General features: G+C 60.3%; 9 protein-coding genes. 2 read left to right on the top strand and 7 right to left on the bottom strand.

The window, feature by feature from the left end:
- Positions 1-49: 49 nt before the first annotated feature.
- Positions 50-262: a hypothetical protein gene (locus tag GSQ80_RS09075; protein ID WP_158787303.1), complete on the bottom strand. Its 213-nt coding sequence runs from the start codon at positions 260-262 to the stop codon at positions 50-52.
- A 165-nt stretch (positions 263-427) separates the two neighbouring features.
- Entirely contained in the window at positions 428-1,492 is a 1,065-nt protein-coding gene (locus GSQ80_RS09070; RefSeq protein WP_254059534.1) for an alpha/beta hydrolase, read from the bottom strand.
- 124 nt (positions 1,493-1,616) lie between these two features.
- Between GSQ80_RS09070 and GSQ80_RS09065 the strand changes: the two genes are divergently transcribed.
- Together GSQ80_RS09065 and GSQ80_RS09060 are read left to right on the top strand one after the other, a co-directional pair.
- Positions 1,617-2,426, top strand: coding sequence for a glycosyltransferase family 2 protein (locus GSQ80_RS09065; protein WP_158787302.1), 810 nt, complete (start codon positions 1,617-1,619; stop codon positions 2,424-2,426).
- A gap of 83 nt (positions 2,427-2,509) precedes the next feature.
- Positions 2,510-5,545 (top strand): FG-GAP-like repeat-containing protein, encoded by a 3,036-nt coding sequence (locus GSQ80_RS09060; protein WP_158787301.1) that lies wholly within the window; start codon positions 2,510-2,512, stop codon positions 5,543-5,545.
- Here the strand turns inward: GSQ80_RS09060 and GSQ80_RS09055 are convergent, their stop codons facing one another.
- From GSQ80_RS09055 to GSQ80_RS09035, 5 genes are all read right to left on the bottom strand, one after another.
- Positions 5,546-9,136 (bottom strand): carboxypeptidase-like regulatory domain-containing protein, encoded by a 3,591-nt coding sequence (locus GSQ80_RS09055; protein WP_158787300.1) that lies wholly within the window; start codon positions 9,134-9,136, stop codon positions 5,546-5,548.
- 262 nt (positions 9,137-9,398) lie between these two features.
- Positions 9,399-10,592, bottom strand: coding sequence for a PHP domain-containing protein (locus tag GSQ80_RS09050; protein WP_254059533.1), 1,194 nt, complete (start codon positions 10,590-10,592; stop codon positions 9,399-9,401).
- 160 nt (positions 10,593-10,752) lie between these two features.
- On the bottom strand, positions 10,753-12,945 hold the full coding sequence (locus GSQ80_RS09045; RefSeq protein ID WP_158787298.1) for an EAL domain-containing protein: 2,193 nt from the start codon (positions 12,943-12,945) through the stop codon (positions 10,753-10,755).
- Positions 12,946-13,372: 427 nt separating this feature from the next.
- The gene (locus GSQ80_RS09040; protein ID WP_158787297.1) at positions 13,373-15,064 is read right to left on the bottom strand and encodes a sensor domain-containing diguanylate cyclase; all 1,692 of its coding nucleotides are present in this window, start codon (positions 15,062-15,064) and stop codon (positions 13,373-13,375) included.
- Positions 15,065-15,724: 660 nt separating this feature from the next.
- Positions 15,725-18,505, bottom strand: a complete 2,781-nt coding sequence (locus GSQ80_RS09035; protein ID WP_158787296.1) for a carboxypeptidase-like regulatory domain-containing protein — start codon at positions 18,503-18,505, stop codon at positions 15,725-15,727.
- Positions 18,506-18,650: the final 145 nt, after the last annotated feature.

Below are 18,650 nucleotides of genomic sequence, written 5' to 3'. Positions count from 1 at the left end.
TTCTGTCTTCAAATGTTGCCGTCTTCAAACTCTGCGAACGAAATCAAACCTAGGCTTCAGCAGCCGGCACAAATCCGTCGCAACCGGAAATCGGCGTCACCTTAAGGTGGAGCGCCGCATGTTTAGGATGACCGCATTCGTCCAGCAATCCTTCGTCTGCCTTCTTGCTCGAGTGGATGGAAATCAGCGCTGCCGAATGGCTGTGTTCTCCGAAGTGACCGCACAAACCGCATTGACCGTCGTGAATCTGAACTGCCTGCATAGTGCACCTCCTGTGCCCACACCATCTGGGACTCACAGAATAGCGCCGCTGTTGCCTGTGCCGTCAATTCTTTCGCACGAAACCCGCATGCCTAACGGTTTATATCCGACTCATTTGGTCGGCATACAAGCTTATCTATCTCCTATTTCTCTATCTATCCATCTCCTATTTCCCCAAGTGCGTGTCGAAGAACTTTGCCATCAGTGCATCCGCCTCTTTCGACTCGGGCAGCTTCGGGTTATTCCAAAACGCATGTGGCAGCGCCTCGAACACCACCAGCTGAGCATCCACGCCCGCGCGCAGGTAGGCGCGATGCATAATCGTCGTGCCACTCAACAGCAAGTCGCGGGTGCTGGTGATAAACTGCGTCGGGGGAAAACCAGTGATGTCTCCCTGCAGCGGCGATAAAATCGGATCCTTCCGATCGATCGACCCTGCGTAATCTCCGAGATCGCCCCCAGACTGGTTTGGCACGTCCAGATGTCCCGACAGCCCATCAAGCGAATACATCGCAATCGAATCGCCAGTCACGCTCATGTCTCCGAGGCCCGAAAAGACCCCCGTAGCGCCCGGCATTGGCAGTCCCAGTTGCTTGATCTTCGCGGTCACCTCGCCGGTGAGGATCGCGCCCGCCGACGTCCCATAGATCCCGATATTTTTCGGCGAGTAAGTCTTCAGCATCTCCTTGTACACCGCAATCGTGTCGTCGACCGCCGCCGGAAACGGATGCTCGGGCGCCATGCGGTACAGCACCGAAATCACCTTCGTCCCGGTCAAGTTCGCAATCGGTATCGACTCGGTCAGCGATCCCGAGTCCACATGAAACCCGCCGCCATGCACGTTGATCAGGACGCGATTCTGTTTCTCCGGCGCGATCGTCAGCGGCGTCACCACGCGCACCGGCACGCCCGCAATCGTCGCCGCAGCCACGTTCACCGGATACAGCTGCTTCGACACCTCACCTGCACCCGCCTGCCATCGGTCGATGCCCGCTCGCTCCTGTTCAATCGTGGCCTTTGGCCCGGCTGCATCCGACACCACCCGCGCCAGCATCGCCTGCGCCTCCGGACTCACCGTCTTCGGCACCGGCACCACGCGCGTCACATACGCCGTGCCATCGGGTTGAATCTTGCTGCCGTCGGTAAACTTCTGGTCCCCGCTCGACACCTGCGCCAGCACACACACTGGCATCAACGCCACCACCGCTCCTGCCGCAATCCACGCTCGCATAGACGCCTCCTCCGCAAGCTCTCAAGCCCACGGCACCAGCATACAGCCGCCCACGTTCCTCCCCCGATACCTTTCTTCGTTCAATATTTCTCTTCCTGCAACAATGCGTGCGTAGCGTCAACGTATGCGCCTAAGCTTCGTCGTTCCCGCATACAACGAGGAGGCCTACCTTCCCGCCTGCCTCGAATCCATCCTCAACCAGATCGATCCAGTCACCAGCGGCCTGGCCTCCGACGCCTGCGAGATCATCGTGGTGAACAACGCCAGCAACGACCGCACCCGTGAAGTCGCGCTTCGCTATCCTGGCGTCACCGTGGTTGACGAGCCGCGCAAGGGCCTCACCTTCGCCCGCCAGGCAGGCTTTGCCGCCAGCACCGGCGACCTCATCGCCAACGTCGACGCCGACTCGCGCCTCACCCCCGGCTGGGTAGCCAAGGTCCTCACCACCTTTGCCGAAGCCGCCACGGCCACCGCTGCCAAACCCGAAGCCCATCGTCCACTCGCCGCCTTCTCCGGCCCGCTCGTCTATTACGACCTCACGCCCCAACAACGCCGCCTCGTCCACATCTTCTACATGACGGCCTGGACCACCTACGCCATCAACCGTTACATCCTGCGCGTCGGCTCCATGGTGCAAGGTGGCAACTTCGTCGTAAGCCGCGCGTCCCTCGAAGCCATCGGCGGCTTCAACACCGCCATCAGCTTCTACGGCGAAGACACCGACATCGCCCGCCGGCTCAACGATGTCGGCGAAGTCCGCTTCACCTTCGACCTGAAGATGTCCTCTTCCGCCCGCCGCCTCAAGAGCGAAGGCATGCTCACCATGGCCGCACGCTACTCCATCAACTATCTCTGGACCACCTTCTTCAAGCGCCCCTTCACCAACAAGTACATCGACATCCGCGAGCCCCTCACCGTCGAACCCGAAGCCTAGCCTCACCATTCACCGCGCGAGAAGAACGCGGCCCGGCAGCGATCACGCTATACTAGCGCCGACCCCTGCGATAAAGGCCGGCCATGTTCTCGAAGCTGCGCAACTCATTGGTCCCCGCGGCCGCCCGCTCCCCAACCCACAAAAGGTCGTCATGTCTTCTTGTGGCGATCGGCCTCTGGACATTGGCCGCACAGCCGGCCTTCGCCAACCCGACGCAAACCGCGACTGCGCTAGTGCTCTCCGCTGCAGGAACGCAGACGTCCGCCGTCGCATCAAAGACGGTTGTCACCCTGACGGCGACGGTCACCGCCGACGGTTCTTCCGTAACAACGGGTCAGGTCAGCTTCTGCAACGCGACGGCTCCTCTCTGCACTGACATCAACCGACTCGGCATCGCGCAGATCACAGCTGCCGGAACCGCCACGCTTTCCTTCGTGCCAGGAAGCGGCGTCCACAACTACAAGGCCGTCTTCGGAGGGAATGCCGACGCTTCCGCCAGCACCTCGTCCACACAGACTCTCTCCGTTGACTCCTCATCCACAGCGACTGCTTCCACTCCGCTCTCTCCAACAGAAATATCCTCTTATCTGCAGACGAACCACGCGACCAACGCCCTCGGAACACCCCATCTCGCCCCAGGTGCTTCCGACCTCATCTTGACTCCGGGAGCAACGTACCCGACCGGGCAACTACCCAGCCAAACCGTTACTGCCGACTTCAACCGGGATGGCATTCTCGATCTCACGATCACCGTCTTCGACAGTCTCGGCACCTATGTTCCAGGTAGCGTCGTCATCCTGCTTGGCAAAGGCGACGGTACCTTCACCGCTGCGCCAACCCTCGTTACGGATACATTTCCGAGCACCCTGGTTACCGCAGACTTCAACGGAGACGGTAAGCCCGATCTCGCTTTTGGATCCGAAGTGGATGGATCGATCTCGATCTTTCTGGGCAACGGTGACGGCACCTTCACTCAGGGAGTCTCCATCCTGGGTACTTTCGCCAATGTCGGCGCACTCGCTGTTGGGGATGTGAATGGCGACGGCATCGAAGATCTGGTCCTATCGCAGCCCGCGGCACAAACGCTGCGCATCTTTCTGGGGCACGGCGACGGAACCTTTACCCAGGTACCCGAAACTCCCGCGACAGGCGATAATCCGCTGGGCGTCGCGCTCGGTGACTTTAATGGCGATGGACACCTGGACATTGCCGTCTGCAATGCGGTGGCGCAACCCGGAATTTTAGCTCCAAGCAGCGTGACGGTCCTCCTGGGTAAAGGGGACGGAACCTTTGCGGCCGCCCCTTCCGTACCCGTTGGCATTGGACCGGAATCGATTCTAGCTGCAGACTTCAACGGTGATGGCAAGCTGGATCTCGCCGTCCTTAACGTCGGCACGCCTACCACCATTTCCATGCTCTTTGGCAAGGGCGACGGGACCTTCGATTCGTCGTCGCCCCAGATTCCCCTCCCGTATCTCGAAGGGTTTGCGCTCGGTGACTTCAACGGCGATAGCAAACCAGACATCGGTGGCTTTCTCGCGGTTTATCAACCAACCAACGTCAACCAGAACGTCTACGCCCTCATCAACAACGGCGATGGCACCTTCGCGTCCGTCACCGCCAGCGACAGTCAGATTCCCACGAATGGAGTCGCCGGCGATTTCAACGGTGACGGCCTCTCCGATCTTGCAGTCGCCGGAGAGTACGGCGGCGTCTCGATCTACCTCACGACCGTGACCGGCCTTCCCGCCACCACCACTACCCTCACCTGCAATCCCACCACCCTATCCGTCGACACCAACTCGCTCTTCACCGCCACAGTGTCCTCGGCCAGCGGCACCCCCACCGGCTCCATCCTCTTCACCGACAATGGCACCGCACTCAGTCAGCCGACCCTCTCCAGCGGCATCGCGTCCTACACCTTAACCGCTCGGCAGAGCGGTACCCGTACGATCGTCGCGACCTATGTCCCCACCGGCTCCTTCGCCGCCAGCTCAGCCTCCTGCGTGCTGACGGTGAGCGGCTTCACGACCATTGCCACGCTCTCCGTTGCTCCCACCGTCGCGAGCCAGGGAGACCCCGTCACTCTTACCGCGAATGTTTCGGGAGGCCCTCCCGGCTTCCGCGGCAGCCCCGCCGGCACATTCACCTTCTACAACGGCTCCACAGTTATTGATGCCGGCGCTCATATCACTTCGGGCACCGCCAGCTTCACCACTACCACCCTTCCTCCTGGCACCGACTATCTCACCTGCACCTATGCCGGCAATGCCACCTTTGCGCCTAGTACCTGCAACACCGTGCCCGTCACCATTACGCAAACCTCGTCCGTCATCACCCTCACCTCGAGCCTCAATCCCGCGCTTGCTCTTACTCCCATCACCTTCACCGCACAGGTCGCTCCCGGTTCCAGCGGCACAATCATCTTCAACGTCAACGGACAAAACATCACCACCACGCCCAACGCCGCGGGCACATCCACCTACACCACCAGCTCCCTCACCCGAGGTTCGTACCTCATCACCGCCTCCTATTTCGCCACGGCCAATTCGCTCACCGGTCAGGCATCGCTGATCCAGGACGTCAACGTCCCTGTCAACCCTCCCGACTTTTCGCTCACCGGCACCGACATCACCGTTCAGATCAATCACGCGGGAACCGGCAAACTCTTGCTGGCCTCTGTGGGCAGCTTCTCAGGCTCCGTTGCGCTCACCTGCAACCCGCCTTATCCGCCGGGCTACACCTGTAAACTCCAGACCTCCAACGTCTCTCTACCGAATGGTTTCAGCACCTACGTTACCTACACCCTCTCACCTGACTATTCCGCGAGCAGCCAACCCATCGCTCGCTCCACACGCCTCGCCCTTGCCGCATTGTTTCCCCTCAGCTTCTTCGGCCTCATGGGTCTCGCACGCAAAAGCCGCACAACGGTTCGCACTCTTCTTTGCCTGGTCGTACTCACCACACTAGCTAGCATGACCACCGCCTGTGGCCCCGACCACTTCATCCCCATCACCACTGGCACCTACCCCATCACCTTCACAGGAGTGGGCACCAGCCAGGGCACCTCCACCGCCATCACTCACGCCGTCACCATCAACGCCACCATCACGCCCTAATTAGAACGTGAATCGCGCCGCCAGCTGCATCAGTCGCGGGCTCGACGAGCTCTGCACCTGCCCAAAGTTCGTGCTCGAAATATTTCCGCTCACCGCCGCAGGCCCAAAGAACTGTCCGTGGTTGAACACATTGAACGCCTCCGCGCGCAAATCTAGCGACATGCCCTTGCGCAGCTGAGTCGTCTTCTCCAGCGCGAGGTCGGTGTTCTCCGCGCCCGGGCCATAGAAGAACCGCCGTCGCGCATTGCCCAGCGTCCCCAGTGCCGGCAGCGAAAACAAATTCGTATTGAACGCGTACCCGCCGGTCCCCGGCCGATGATTTACTTGCATATCACCCACCGCAACCTCCGGCTCATCGATGCCATTGTTGTTGATGCCGTTCGGCTGCGTCCCCAGCAACGACGTGTCATTGTTATTCAGCAGCGTCACCGGAAATCCCGTGCTGAACCGCGTCAGCCCCGACACATTCCAACCCTCCGTCAACCGAGCATGCCCCTTCCACATGCTCCCCAGCGGCAGCGTGTACCGATACGTCGCCACAAAGTTCTGCGTCAGATCAAACGCCGAAAGCGCGCGACTCATCCCCGCATTGCTCAGTCCAGGCACATTCGGGTACACCGCCTCCGCCAAACTCGACGACTGATCAATCGACTTGCTCCACGTATATCCCACCTGCAAAAACAGCGTGCGCGTCGAGTGCTTCACACTTACCTCCAGCGCATTGTCGTGCGAGTTCGCAATCGTTCGCTGCAGATTTACGCTGCCGAACGCCGGCCCGAAATCCGTGCGCGTCCCCTGTACCACCTTCCCCGCCGCCGTCGTATACGTGCTGCTCTCGCCGAACGGCCCGCACGTAGCCGACCCCGACGCCACGCTGGCCGGCGTACTCAGCGCCAAACACGCCGCCGGATCACCCGGGTTCACTTCTTGAATAACTAAAAGATGATGCGCCTGCGTCCCCACATACCCCGCGCTGACCACCGTATGCGCGCCGACCTCGCGCTCCACCGACACGCTGTAGTTCTCCGCATACGGCGTCACGTTGTTCATCGCAAACGCGGGAATGCCGTCGAGCGGCTCGAAGTTCGCCCAGTTCACGCTCGTGTTTGGATGCGTCTGCGAGGCTCCATACGCCACGGTCTGCAACGGAAACCGCTGCCCCACACTGACGCCCGTCGCCGCCGTCACAAACGGCTCGTTGAACAGCGTCGGCGCCGCACTCGTGTCGGTGAAACCATACGGCGGATTGCCGCTCATGATGCCAGCCGACAAACCTTCGAACGCGCTGTAGTACACCCCATAGCCTGCCTTCACCAGCGTAGCTCCCGGAGCTCCCAGCATCCATGCAAGCGCACCCGGCCTCGCCTTCGGTGCCCACGAAGCTGCGACCCGCGGCGCGACATTTCCGTATCGCGTTGGCGAGAGAGTGGTCGGCACTCCCGGATCACCCGGAAACAAAATCCCCTTCGGCGCATTCGGAAACACCAGCGACTGCTCGTCCGGATTCAGCGTCTGCAATTGGTTGAATTTCTCCGACCATGGCGGCAGCACATCCCAGCGCAGCCCATAGTTCAGCGTCAACTGCGGACTCACCCTCCAGCTATCCTGCCCATACAAGCCAAGGTAGTGATTCCGGTTATAAAACTTTTGCCCTTGACCCTGCGTGTAACTTGAATCGATCCCCAGCAGAAAGTCCGCGAAATCCGAACCCGTCTCGCTCCCCGTAAACGAAAAGCTTCCGTTGTCATAGACCGTCGGATGCGTGTTGATCTGGTCGGCATGAAAGTCAGCGCCAAATGAAATCACATGCTGACCTATAGTTCGGCTCATGTCGTCGCCAACCTCAAACGTGTTCTCCGCCTGGTACAAACTCGTGACATCCACACCCATCGTGTAGCCGTTGAAGATCACATTCGCCACGCCCTCAATATCCGGCAGCAGCGGCACAATCCCCGACGTGCCCTCGCCCGTAACAAATCCCTGTGACGCCAGCGACACACCCACACCGCCGCGCGGCTGTCCCGCCGCCGCAGCGTTCCGCATATAACTCACATGCGCCAGATTGGTTCCCGTCGCACCCATCACGGTTTGGAGATTCACCGCCACCAACTGCGCACGCCCATTCGTCTGCGCATTAAATCCCGGCACCGTCGCTCCCCCCTGTCCGGTCGGATACGGATTCAGCAGCGAGTAATCGTCGAGAAAGTAGTACCCCATCAACGCACCCCACCGCGTCTCCCGATCGACCCGCACCGAGCCCTTATCGTCCCGCACCGTCTGCGCATACGTAGACGTCGAGAACGTTCCACTTCCCGCATTCGGCTGCGGAATGTACTGCAGCAAATGCTGCGCCGGTGCTGAAAACACACTCTGCGGAATCACCCCGCCCGGAAACACGCACTGCGCATTTGCCGCCGTACAACTCGCCGAGTAATACGGCTCACCCTGCGCAACCGCATACCCCAGCTTGCTACTCAGCAACTGCGCAAAGTAAGGCCCGCTGACCGACCCAGTCAGCGCCGCGCTCTGGTCGGACAAATTCCCCGCGCGGTCCGCCACCGTCGGCACCGCAATCAACCCGGTATCCACGCCCTGCGTCTGCCGAGTCCCCTGGTAGTCGCCAAAGAAAAACAGGTTCTTCGCCCGCGGCACCGGCCCTCCAATCGTCCCACCAAACATCTGCTGATGAAATGGCGCACGCGTCAGCGAAAAGTAATTCCGCGCATCCAGCGCCGTGTTCCGAAAATAGTCATACACACTCCCATGCAGGCGGTCGCCCCCACTGCGCGTCGTCACCGAAATCTGTCCACCACTCTGGTTTCCCAGCTTCGCGTCGAACTCGCTCGTCAGCACCTCCAAATCAGAAATCGAGTCCAGCGTCGGCACCACTGCCACGCCCATGTTCTCGTCTTCCTGCACATTCGCGGCGTTCACCCGAAACGCATTCTGCGTCTCGCGCTGCCCACTCACGCTCAGCGCGCCAATATCCAAATCACCCGACGGCGGCGTGCTCGCCACGCCACTCATCACCACCGCGTTCGGTTGCGTCGAGCTCTGCGGAACCACCCCCGGCGTCAGCGCCAGCAAATCCGTAAAGCTTCGCCCATTCAGCGGCACGCTCGCCATCTGCTGCCGGTTCAGCACCGACCCCAGTTGCGTCTCGTTCGGCTCAACATCCCCACCCGCCGCGTCGCCCTCCACCTCCACTTGCTCCGACGCTCTCGCCACCCCCAACTGAATCGTCAGTGCCCGCCCCTCCGCTCCGCAGGCTACCGGCGTGGTGCTGGGCTCAAATCCCGCCGCCGTCACCACCAGCGAACACGCTCCCTCCGCGCCCGACGCGATCCCCTCCGGCAGCGGCACCTCGAACCGCCCCGCCGCACTCGCCTTGGCCTCCGCAACCTCCGCGCCCCCACGCTCCAACACCAACTCCGACTGCCCAATGCCCGCACCCGAAGCGTCCACCACCACACCCGACACCCACACCCGGTCCGGCTTTGCAATCTCAGTTACCTCGACATTCTGCCCACGAATTCCCACAACCGAACACAATCCCAAAATCAACCCAACACTCTTCGCGACCCTGCACATTGCTCTAAAACCTTCCTCACCAATCGGTCAGCGTTTGGTGCCGCAACCCGCTAAACAAGCGCCATTGCGATATACGACCACCGTAGTCCCATATAACTCAGACCGTATGTGTCGGATATCACAGCGCCGTTCGGCGATTAACGCCCAACGCTCAAATTCCCCACCCACGCCCGCAAGCATCCCCAAACGCAAAAAGGACGCAGCCGAAGCCGCGCCCTTGGGTCTTTCCCTATCCTCTACACTCTATCCCCTATCCCCTGCCTTACACCCACTCCGCTCCCACGCTCATCTCCCGCTCCAGCCTGTTTACCCCCGGGAACGCGAGGCTGAGCGGAGCAGAAAGCCCGCGCACCCCACCCAGTCGCACCACCTGGATTGCTCCGCGGAGCAACCGCGGCGCGTGCCCTCGGGGCCACAGCTCCGAAAACGACCGCATCACGCCATCCTTATCCGGATGAAACGCACGCTCATCCCACCGCTGCCAGCCCGGCATGAACTCAGGAAAGTCGGTGACCGCATTCAGCGTCGAGCGGAAGATTCTCTGCTCCCAACGCTCCTGATACTGCGGCATGAAGTGCACATGGCTCACGCGATCCACCCGAATCTCTTCCACGAACTCCGTAAAGCTCGCAGCCGACGTGAGGTTGATATTCGCGTTCGGCTCCAGCCCATGCCGGTCGCCGCCCGAGATCACCAGGTGTCCCGTCTCCTTCGCCAGTTGCGCCGCATCGCGATTCTCGCGCACATGCCGCAGCCCGTTCAGTTCGATCGCATGAATCGTCCGCCCCGCCTCGCGCAGAAACCGCAGCACCTCGGCCTGATGCATCGGCCCAACCTTGTGCAGATCCCACAGCGGATGGTTGAACACGATCAGCACCTGCGGACTCTCGTGCAACTCGCGCAGCATGCTCAACAGCCGCGCATCCATCTCGGCCGTTCCCTGCTGCGGGGTGGCCAGCCGTGCCTCAGCAGCGGCCGTGTACTCCTCGAACCGCCGCATCCACTCCATGCCATCGCGGCTCGGGATGTTATGAATCCCCAGGTGAAAGATTGTCCGGCCAAACGGCGCCGACCATTCCACGCTCACCGGAATATGCCGCGACGATGGCACCGTCCGCAGCAGCATCGGCGCTTCGATCGTGTCATGGTCCGTGATCGACACAAGCGAGTTCATCCCCAGCCGCTGAATCTGCTTCGACTCGAGGTCATACGCCATCTTGGGTTGCAGTGGCGGCCGCCAGTTGGCACGCGCATAATCCAGCGTCACGCCATACCGCGCGCTACGGTCCGCGTAGAAGTCAAAAACCCGCTTCAACCCGGGCATCACCACAAACATTGCGTGGATGAACCCGAGCGTCTCTTCCGACACGCTCGTGTGGCTGTGCAGCGAGACCCCGGTCGTAAACTCTTGGGTCGCGAGTGGCTGCTTCCATTGGCTCGTAACCTTCGATTGCATTTGCATGCGTTCCCCCGCAGATGTCCTAACCTGCCTAAAGCATGCTCGTGCAACGCAAATGCACAATAACCGCTACAACAATAGAAGCTGAATTTTTTCCACCGGGTTCCTCAGGCGATACGTCCCCACACTGGCCCTCGACCTGCTCGATGCAGCCCCATCAGCCTGCGTGATACGGAGAAAGATAGCGCGACTCAAACAGATTCCCCGGCAGCGGTTTGCTCAGATAAAACCCCTGCATCTCGTTGCAACCCAGCATCTTCAACAGCCGCGCCTGCTCCGCCGTCTCCACTCCTTCAGCCACCACCTTCAGGTTTAGCGAGTGCGCCAAATTAATGATCGTGGACACCTGCGCCAACCCCTCCGGCGCCTCCGTCAGGTCCGACACAAACGTGCGATCAATCTTCAGCGTATCCAGCGGCAGCTTCGAAAGATAACTGAGCGAGCTAAATCCCGTGCCGAAGTCATCAATCGCAATGCTCACACCCATCGCGCGGATCGCACGCAGCGTCGCGATGCTATAGTCCACGTCCTCCATGATGAGGCCTTCGGTGATCTCGAGCTCCAGGCTGGCCGCCGCATCGCGATCACTGCCAATCGCCCGTTCGATGTCCCCGATGAAGTGACGATTGCGCAACTGTAGCGGCGAAACATTCACCGCGATGCGCACCGCCGGCAGCCCGGACCGCCGCCAGCGCAGGTAATCCTCGATCGCCTGTCCCAGCGCCCAGCGCCCCACCTCGTAGATCAGCCCAGTCTCTTCCAGCATCGGCGTAAAGCGGCCCGGCGGCACCAACCCTGTGCGCGGATCGTTCCACCGAATCAACGCCTCCGCGCCCGTCAGCTTACCGCTCGCCATGTTCATCTTGGGCTGATAGTGCAGCATGAACTCGTGCTTATCCAACGCCTGGCGCAGCTGATTCTCCAGCACAAACTTGCCCGCCATCATCTCCGTCATCTTCGGCGTGTGGAACAGGTATCGATTGCGGCTGGCCTTCGCCTGCTTCAGCGCTACCTCCGCGTGCTTGAATAGCGTATCCGCGTTCGACCCATCCTCCGGATACATCGAAATCCCGACCTTCCCGCTGATCCGGAACGTCGCCGTCTTCACCCCAAACGGATGATCGCGCAGCGCCTTCATCCATCCCTCCACCAGCAGCGCCACGTCATCTTCCTGCCCAATCTCAGGAATCACCACCGCAAAGTGATCGGCATCCAGCCGCGCCAGCAGATTCGCGTCGCCTACTTCGCGCGTCAGCCACTTGGCTACCTGCCTGAGCAATTTATCGCCTGCCAACTGCCCAAGGCTGTCGTTAATATTCTTGAACCGATCAAGATCAATCAGGAACACGGCAAGCTTCTTGCGTCCGCTCACCGCGCTGCGCAGGTAATGCGTCACGCGATTAAGAAACAGCGTGCGATTCGCCAGCCCGGTCAGCACATCGTAGTAGGCCAGGTAGTTGAGCTTGCGCTCCTTCTCGATATGGTCGATCGCGAACGAAAGATTCGCCGCCAGCTCCATCAGCTGCCGCTCTTCCTCTTCGTCGAATGCGCCAATCTCGCCCGCATACAGTACCAGCGCGCCGATCGGCACACCCGCTCGATGCAGGGGCAACGTTGCCATCGAACTCCAGCCAAAACCCTTCCCATGTCGGTGCCATGGGGTGTCGAGTTCTTGGTCCTCCGGGTTTTGTATCCACACCGGCCGGTTCTCGGTGATTGCAGTCCCTGCAGGCCCTGCCGAAAGCGGTACCTCGGCCTCAATATCTGTCAGGTACTCCTTCGCGCGCGCGCCATGACTCGCAACCACCTGTATCTGCGAAGTCTCTGGATCCACCAGCCCGATCCAGGCCATGGTGAACGCGCCCGCCTCCACCGCAATGCGGCACGCCTCACGAAACAGCTCTTCGCGGTCATGCACACGCACAATCAACGCATGCATCCGGCTCTGCATCGCCAGGATCCGGTTCAGATGGCGAATCCTGATCTCCGTCGCCCTGCGCTCCTTGATCGCCCGCACCGACGCCAGCGTGTAGACCGCGTCCTTCTCCCCGTACGGATTCAAACTCACTTCCACCGGAAATTCAGATCCATCTTTGTGGAGCCCGGTCAGCTCCATCCCAATCCCCATCTCACGCACGTGCGGTGCCTGAAAATACGTCGTCAGCAACTTCAGATGCGATTCCCGAAAGCGTTCCGGAATGAGATCCGCTACCGCCTTCCCCGTCAGCGCGCCCTCGTCATACCCAAACAGATTGCACACGCGCTCATTCGCAAGCACCACGATGCCTTGCGTGTTTACCAGGACCATCGGATTCGGTACGACAGAAAAAAAGTTAGCTATTCCATCCATCTTGAGCTTGCCTTAAGAATCCGCATCACTCAATCAAGCTGGCTGGGAAGTCCCATACCTGTTGAGGTCGTATTTTTCGGTCGGCCCTTGCACTCAGGCGGCACCCTCTACCGTGATGCCTCTCCTGTTCTGCTTGAACGAATCCCCGGTATCAATAACAACGAACTTCCGCTACCCGCAGCGTCCAGGGATACATCATTGTCCGTGTTTGGTTATACCAGAGCCGATCTGCCATGGTCTCAATCGCCGTCAAGCGTTTGAAAACAGCAGCTTTGGGTGTCTATTGATTCACTAGACTGTACGTCATTTCATACAAAATAGTTCATTCGCACATTCAGAAAGGCGCTCATCGGATCCCAGTTTGCAAACGCCCTCTGCATCCCTCAAGCTTCCAATCCTCCCCACCGTACACACCTTGGGGGGTTTGCTAGCTCGCCTCTGGCTTCTTGAAGTCCAGCACCGTCGTCTTCTCCCCTGAATACGCTGCCCGATTTCTGCCCGCACGCTTGGCCCGATACATCGCCTCATCCGACAGCCGGCGCAACGTCGTCGAATCGACCGCGTCGTCCGGATACACCGCCACACCCACACTCACCGTCACACCCAGCGCCCCAAACGGCAACTCCACCGGCGCCTCAAACACCCGCATCAGGCTCGCCGCCACCTTCTCCGCATCCGAGGCCTTATTCAACCCGCTCACCACGGCCGTAAACTCCTCGCCCCCCGTCCGCGCAATCGTGTCCACCTTGCGAATCTTGCTCTTCAACCGCGCCGCCACTTCCTTCAGGCATTCGTCGCCCACCAAATGTCCATAGGTGTCGTTGATCAGCTTGAAGTGGTCCACGTCAATCGTCAGCACTGCGGCCCGCCGCTCTTCCACACGGCAGGATTGCAGGCACTGCTCCAAACGCTCCTCCAGCAGTTGCCGGTTGGGCAGTCCCGTCAGAACATCATGCTGCGCGCGGAAAGAGAGTTCGCGATCCAGCTTCAACCGCTCCGTAATATTGCGCGCAATCACCAGCCGCGCCTCCTGCCCCAGGTACACGATCTCCCGCTCCACCATGTTCACCCACACCACGCGGCCGTCCTTGTGCTGATGCCGCACACGCACGCCCTCGGCCGGCTCGCCCAGCACGCTGTCCACCTCTTCGGCCTCCGGGTCGTGAGGCAGTTCCAGCTCGGACATCGTCATCCCCTGAAACTCCGCGATGCTGTACCCATACTCCTTGGTGGCCGCCTCATTCGCCGTCAGAAACCGTCCTCTCGACTCATTGCAGATCCACATCGGATGCGGATGCGTGTCATACAACAGCCGGAAGTCCTCATACAGATCGCGGAACGTCTCCGCCATCCGCGCCTTGTCGTCAGCGGTCTCTTCAAACACCTTGAGGATCATCGAGAAGCCGACAAAGTACTTCGGAAAATTCCAGAACTCGGCCAGCCCGATCTTCAGCCACGCCGGATTCCCCGGATGCATCTTCAGCAGGTAGAATCCTGCCCACGCCGCAAACCCCACTGTCCCTGCCCACCCCGAAACACCACGCCTGCCCGCCGAACCCGCATACATCACCGCCGCGCACAGCAGCACCTCCACCACCACGCATTGATCAAGGTTCGTCGCGGGCGTCAGCCACGCATACGCCGTCAACGCCGATCCATACACCACGCAGATCGCCAGAACCCCGTAGCGCCTGCGCGGCCACCGCTTGGGGATCAGCATGAACGCGATAGAAAACCCGATAACCTCGGCCAGCAGAACTCCAGATGCCAGCACCAGCGGCGGAATCGCCATGAACTCTCGCGTATCGACAATCACCATCGAGGCCGCGGCCAGGGCCAACCCGCACAGGATAATCTTGCGCGTCCCATGCTCCTTCGCCAGCAGCGACATCAGGAACGTCAGCACGCCCAGCAACAGAAAGTCGAAGCACTCCGCATTCTGCAGCGGCTGGAAGTTCGTTTCCCTCGCCTGTATAAACCATGCCACGTAGCTCAAGAAGACAAAGATCCAGCCCACAAACCAGAACCGAAAGTAGACCTGCGGACGACGCCGCTGCTGCAATCCGAAGAACAGGATCAGCAGCAACAACAGTACGAGATCGACGATCGGACCCTGCATCGTGCCTTACCTCAACTCAAAAGCGCCTACTCAGCCTTAATTGCTGCTGCACGTTGAATGCCGTTCTAGCTCTCCTGCTGTCCTTTCCGCAGATAAATCCAGACAGCGTCTCAATCGGCGCCTTCGTTTGCTGCCACTGCATCCATCCATTGCATTTGTCCCGATGCGGTGCGGCCTACATGCCTCGCGAAAACCCCATCGAAATCCCGGGCCCGTTTCCCAAGCCCGTATTCGTACCGCAAAGCACTCCGCGATAAACCACACGCGTGACATCGCACATTTCCTGACGCCCCCTTTTGGCTGGAGGTGCTTCGTCTGCGCTATGTCATCTGCTTCGGATGCTTTGTTTCCTTCTGGAGCGCCCGTTCCATCCACTCTTCCGGATGACCGATCCACTCAGCCCACGCTCACTCTTGCCGTAGACACCCGCTCAGTACTTCAGAACAGGCGCACGGTCCGACGTCAGTACCGAGCGCCCGAAAACGTCCAATCTCGCTTCGGCCGACGTCCAACATACCAGCGTCATGCAAGTTCAATTAACCGAATCTTACCTGAAGCTTTTGGCTGCTATCCCTCAAGCTTTCCACAGTTTGCGCGCATTCGTAATACCACACAGGTAACCCGTTACCTACCCAAAGGTCGTAGCGGAAGCCCCTGTCCCTAGAAGCTGTATCGCACCCCTGCCTCGATACGCCGCCCATTATCCGCCGCATACGGCACCCCAAAATCCGGCGACCCCAACACCCCTCCCACCTGCGTCACGTTCGTGTGATTCAACACGTTCGACGACCGCACATTCACCAGCAGCGCCTGCGGATGATTTGCCTTCGTATTTTTCGTCAATGAGAAATTCCGTTCCACATTTGCGTCCAGATAAATGCTCCACGGCAACGCACCCTTGTTGCGCGGAAATACCCCTGTCCCTCCCGAAGCCACCAACTCCCCCCACGGCGTCGCGTACGAGCACGGCGATGCGTTCGGCTCGGCCGCGCAGCTCGGCGTTCCCGGCAACGCATACACTGGCCGATCGTTGAAGTTGCCATCCCCGTTGTTGTCGTAGCCCGTCGTGATGTTGTAGTGGCTCCCTCCATGCGCGTTGAAATCTGTACTCACGACAATCTTCGCCGGCAGCTTCAACGTTCCATTGCCAAACACATTCCACACCGGCTGCCCCGTCCGATGCGCAAATTCACCCGCATTCGTCTGCGAGCTCTGCGGCGTAAACAACTCGCTATCATCCGTGTCGTCGATCAGGTTCACCCGCACGCCGCCAACAAAAAACTGCACGCGCTTGAACTTGTGGTTCTCCACTCCGGCGAAGACCACGTCCACCCGACCCTGCCCGCTGTTCTGCATCTGCAGAATGTTCAAATTCGCTGGACCCGGCCGCGGCCCCGTCGGCTCATCATTCAGCGGTGAGTTGATATTGTTCGACCGCGTATAGTTCCAGATCCGCCCCACGTAATAGTCCAGCGACAAATTGAACCCCGCCGGCAGCACCCGCGTGCCGCCAACGTTCTCCGCCGCCCACGTCAGGTTGGTGATACCCGGCGCATACGCACGCATGCTGTGGATCGGCGTCGCCTGTGTAAACGGATTGCACGTCGCCGGATTAAACGCAGTGCCCGTCCCTCCGCACACCGGGCTGTAGATCGTGCTGGTCACCCGCTGCGTTCCGTCTTCGCGCTGAACTTCCGCATTCGTCGACTCCCCAAAGCGTCCCGAGAACATGCCCGCGTGCGCATGCAGCGTCCACGTCCCCTTTTTATTTGGCGACCACAAGATCCCCAACCGCGGCACGGCGCTGTCCAAAATCGTCGGATCGGTTTGCACGAAATACCGCACGCCATACGCCACGTGCAGCCCATGCCCAGCCTCCCAGTCATCCTGGAAGAACAATGCATTCTGCACCATGTTGAAGTTCACCACCGGCGTCCCCGCGACATTGCTAAATGCCGTCGCACTCCCGCCCGCGAGCCCCAGCACCGCTCTCTGATACTGCTGCACCCCAGTGATCGTCGTCGTCTCTCCCGGGATCGGCTGGTTATTCGCATCCAGCACTGGAGCCGGGCCGCCGCCAAACGTGTACGTCCCATTGAAGTTCGTGGTCAGCTGCTGACGCTCGTCATACAGCATGAACTGCGTACCGAACTTCATCGTGTGATGCTTGGTGGTCAACACCGCATCATCGTCCGCCTCCAGGTTGAACTCGCGCAGCCGCTGCTGCCCAATCGTCGCGCCGCCACCCACAAACGCACCTGCCACATTCACCTGCGCAGCCGTCGAGTTCGGCACATCCGTCTCGCCATCAAACCGAAAGCTCACACGCGCCTCATGCATCAAGTGTGTCGACACCGTCGTCACGTCACTCACCCGAAACATATGCTCATACGTCCCACTGTTGTACCCCGTCTCCGCCAGCGACTCCCCACCCACGCCAACATTCTGCAGAGAATTTACATTCGCGCTATAGCTAGCGATGAATGTGTTCTTCGCGCCCAGCTGCCAATCCAGTCGCGCCGTCCCCAGCCACAACTGCTGCGGCGCCGCGACATTCGCGTTCGTCGCCACCAGGTTGCCCGAAGCGTCCACTGTAATCGCATTCACCACCGCATAGTTCTCAATGCTGCGATGCTCCAACGCCAAAGAAAAATCGCTGCCCGTCTTCCGCACCGGCCCCGTCAACTCAAACCCATACCGCTGTTTCCCAATCGGCGCCGAACTCACCGAGAACGGATCGCGCGCGTTCTCCCACGGACTTCCATTCGTCGCAAACACCGCCCCGTGATACGTCTTCTGCCCCGGCTTCGTATAGATCTCAACCCGCGCACCATCGAACGGCGGCTCACGATACTGAGCCGAAAATTGGTCGGGATTCACCTCGATATACGCAATCGAACTCTTCGGCGGCAGCGCACTCGCGCCCTGGAACCCATCCACCGAAATCGTCGTGTTCGCAGGACTTCCGCCACCCACGGCCGCCAACTGCTGCAACTCGCGCTTCAGATCATCCGGATCATCCGCCAGCGTCTGCAGCCTATCTCCCGCAATCGTCTGCGTCGGCCCGGACGCCGATGCATTCGTAGCCACCCCACTCGCGCCCGACACATCCACCTGCGTCTGCACATCCTGCAGCTTCAGCACCAGCCGGATCTCGCTCGCATGCGGCGCCACCACCGCTTCTTCCAGCGGCGCAAACCCCAGCTCGCTCGCTCGCAGCCGATGCTTCCCATCACCTACGCACGCAAATTGAAATCCGCCATCCGATCGGCTCACCACCTGCCGCCGCCCATCCAGCATCACTGTCGCTCCCGGCACCAACGCTTGCGTCGTGTCACGCACCGTTCCGCCTAACGTCGATCCCGTGCAAGCCGTCTGCGCCGACGCATAGGGGAGCGCAAGCGCCGCAACCGCTGCGGCGGCAATAAAAAATTCCTTCATGAACCCTCACCTCTGCGGAAGCCACGTGCACGCCTCCCAAGCGCCTCACCATGCCGTCTTGCGAGCACAGCGTGCCAGGAGAGATTCCGCAAAGTTCTCTCTTCATCCCATACGCACGCCCCAGCATCGAGGTTCCGTCGTTCCA

The organism is Granulicella sp. L46 (assembly GCF_009765785.1).
In the GTDB taxonomy this organism is placed as follows: Bacteria; Acidobacteriota; Terriglobia; order Terriglobales; family Acidobacteriaceae; genus Granulicella.
Note: the sequence above shows the minus strand (reverse complement) of the source record. Positions and strands in the feature narration are given on the sequence as shown.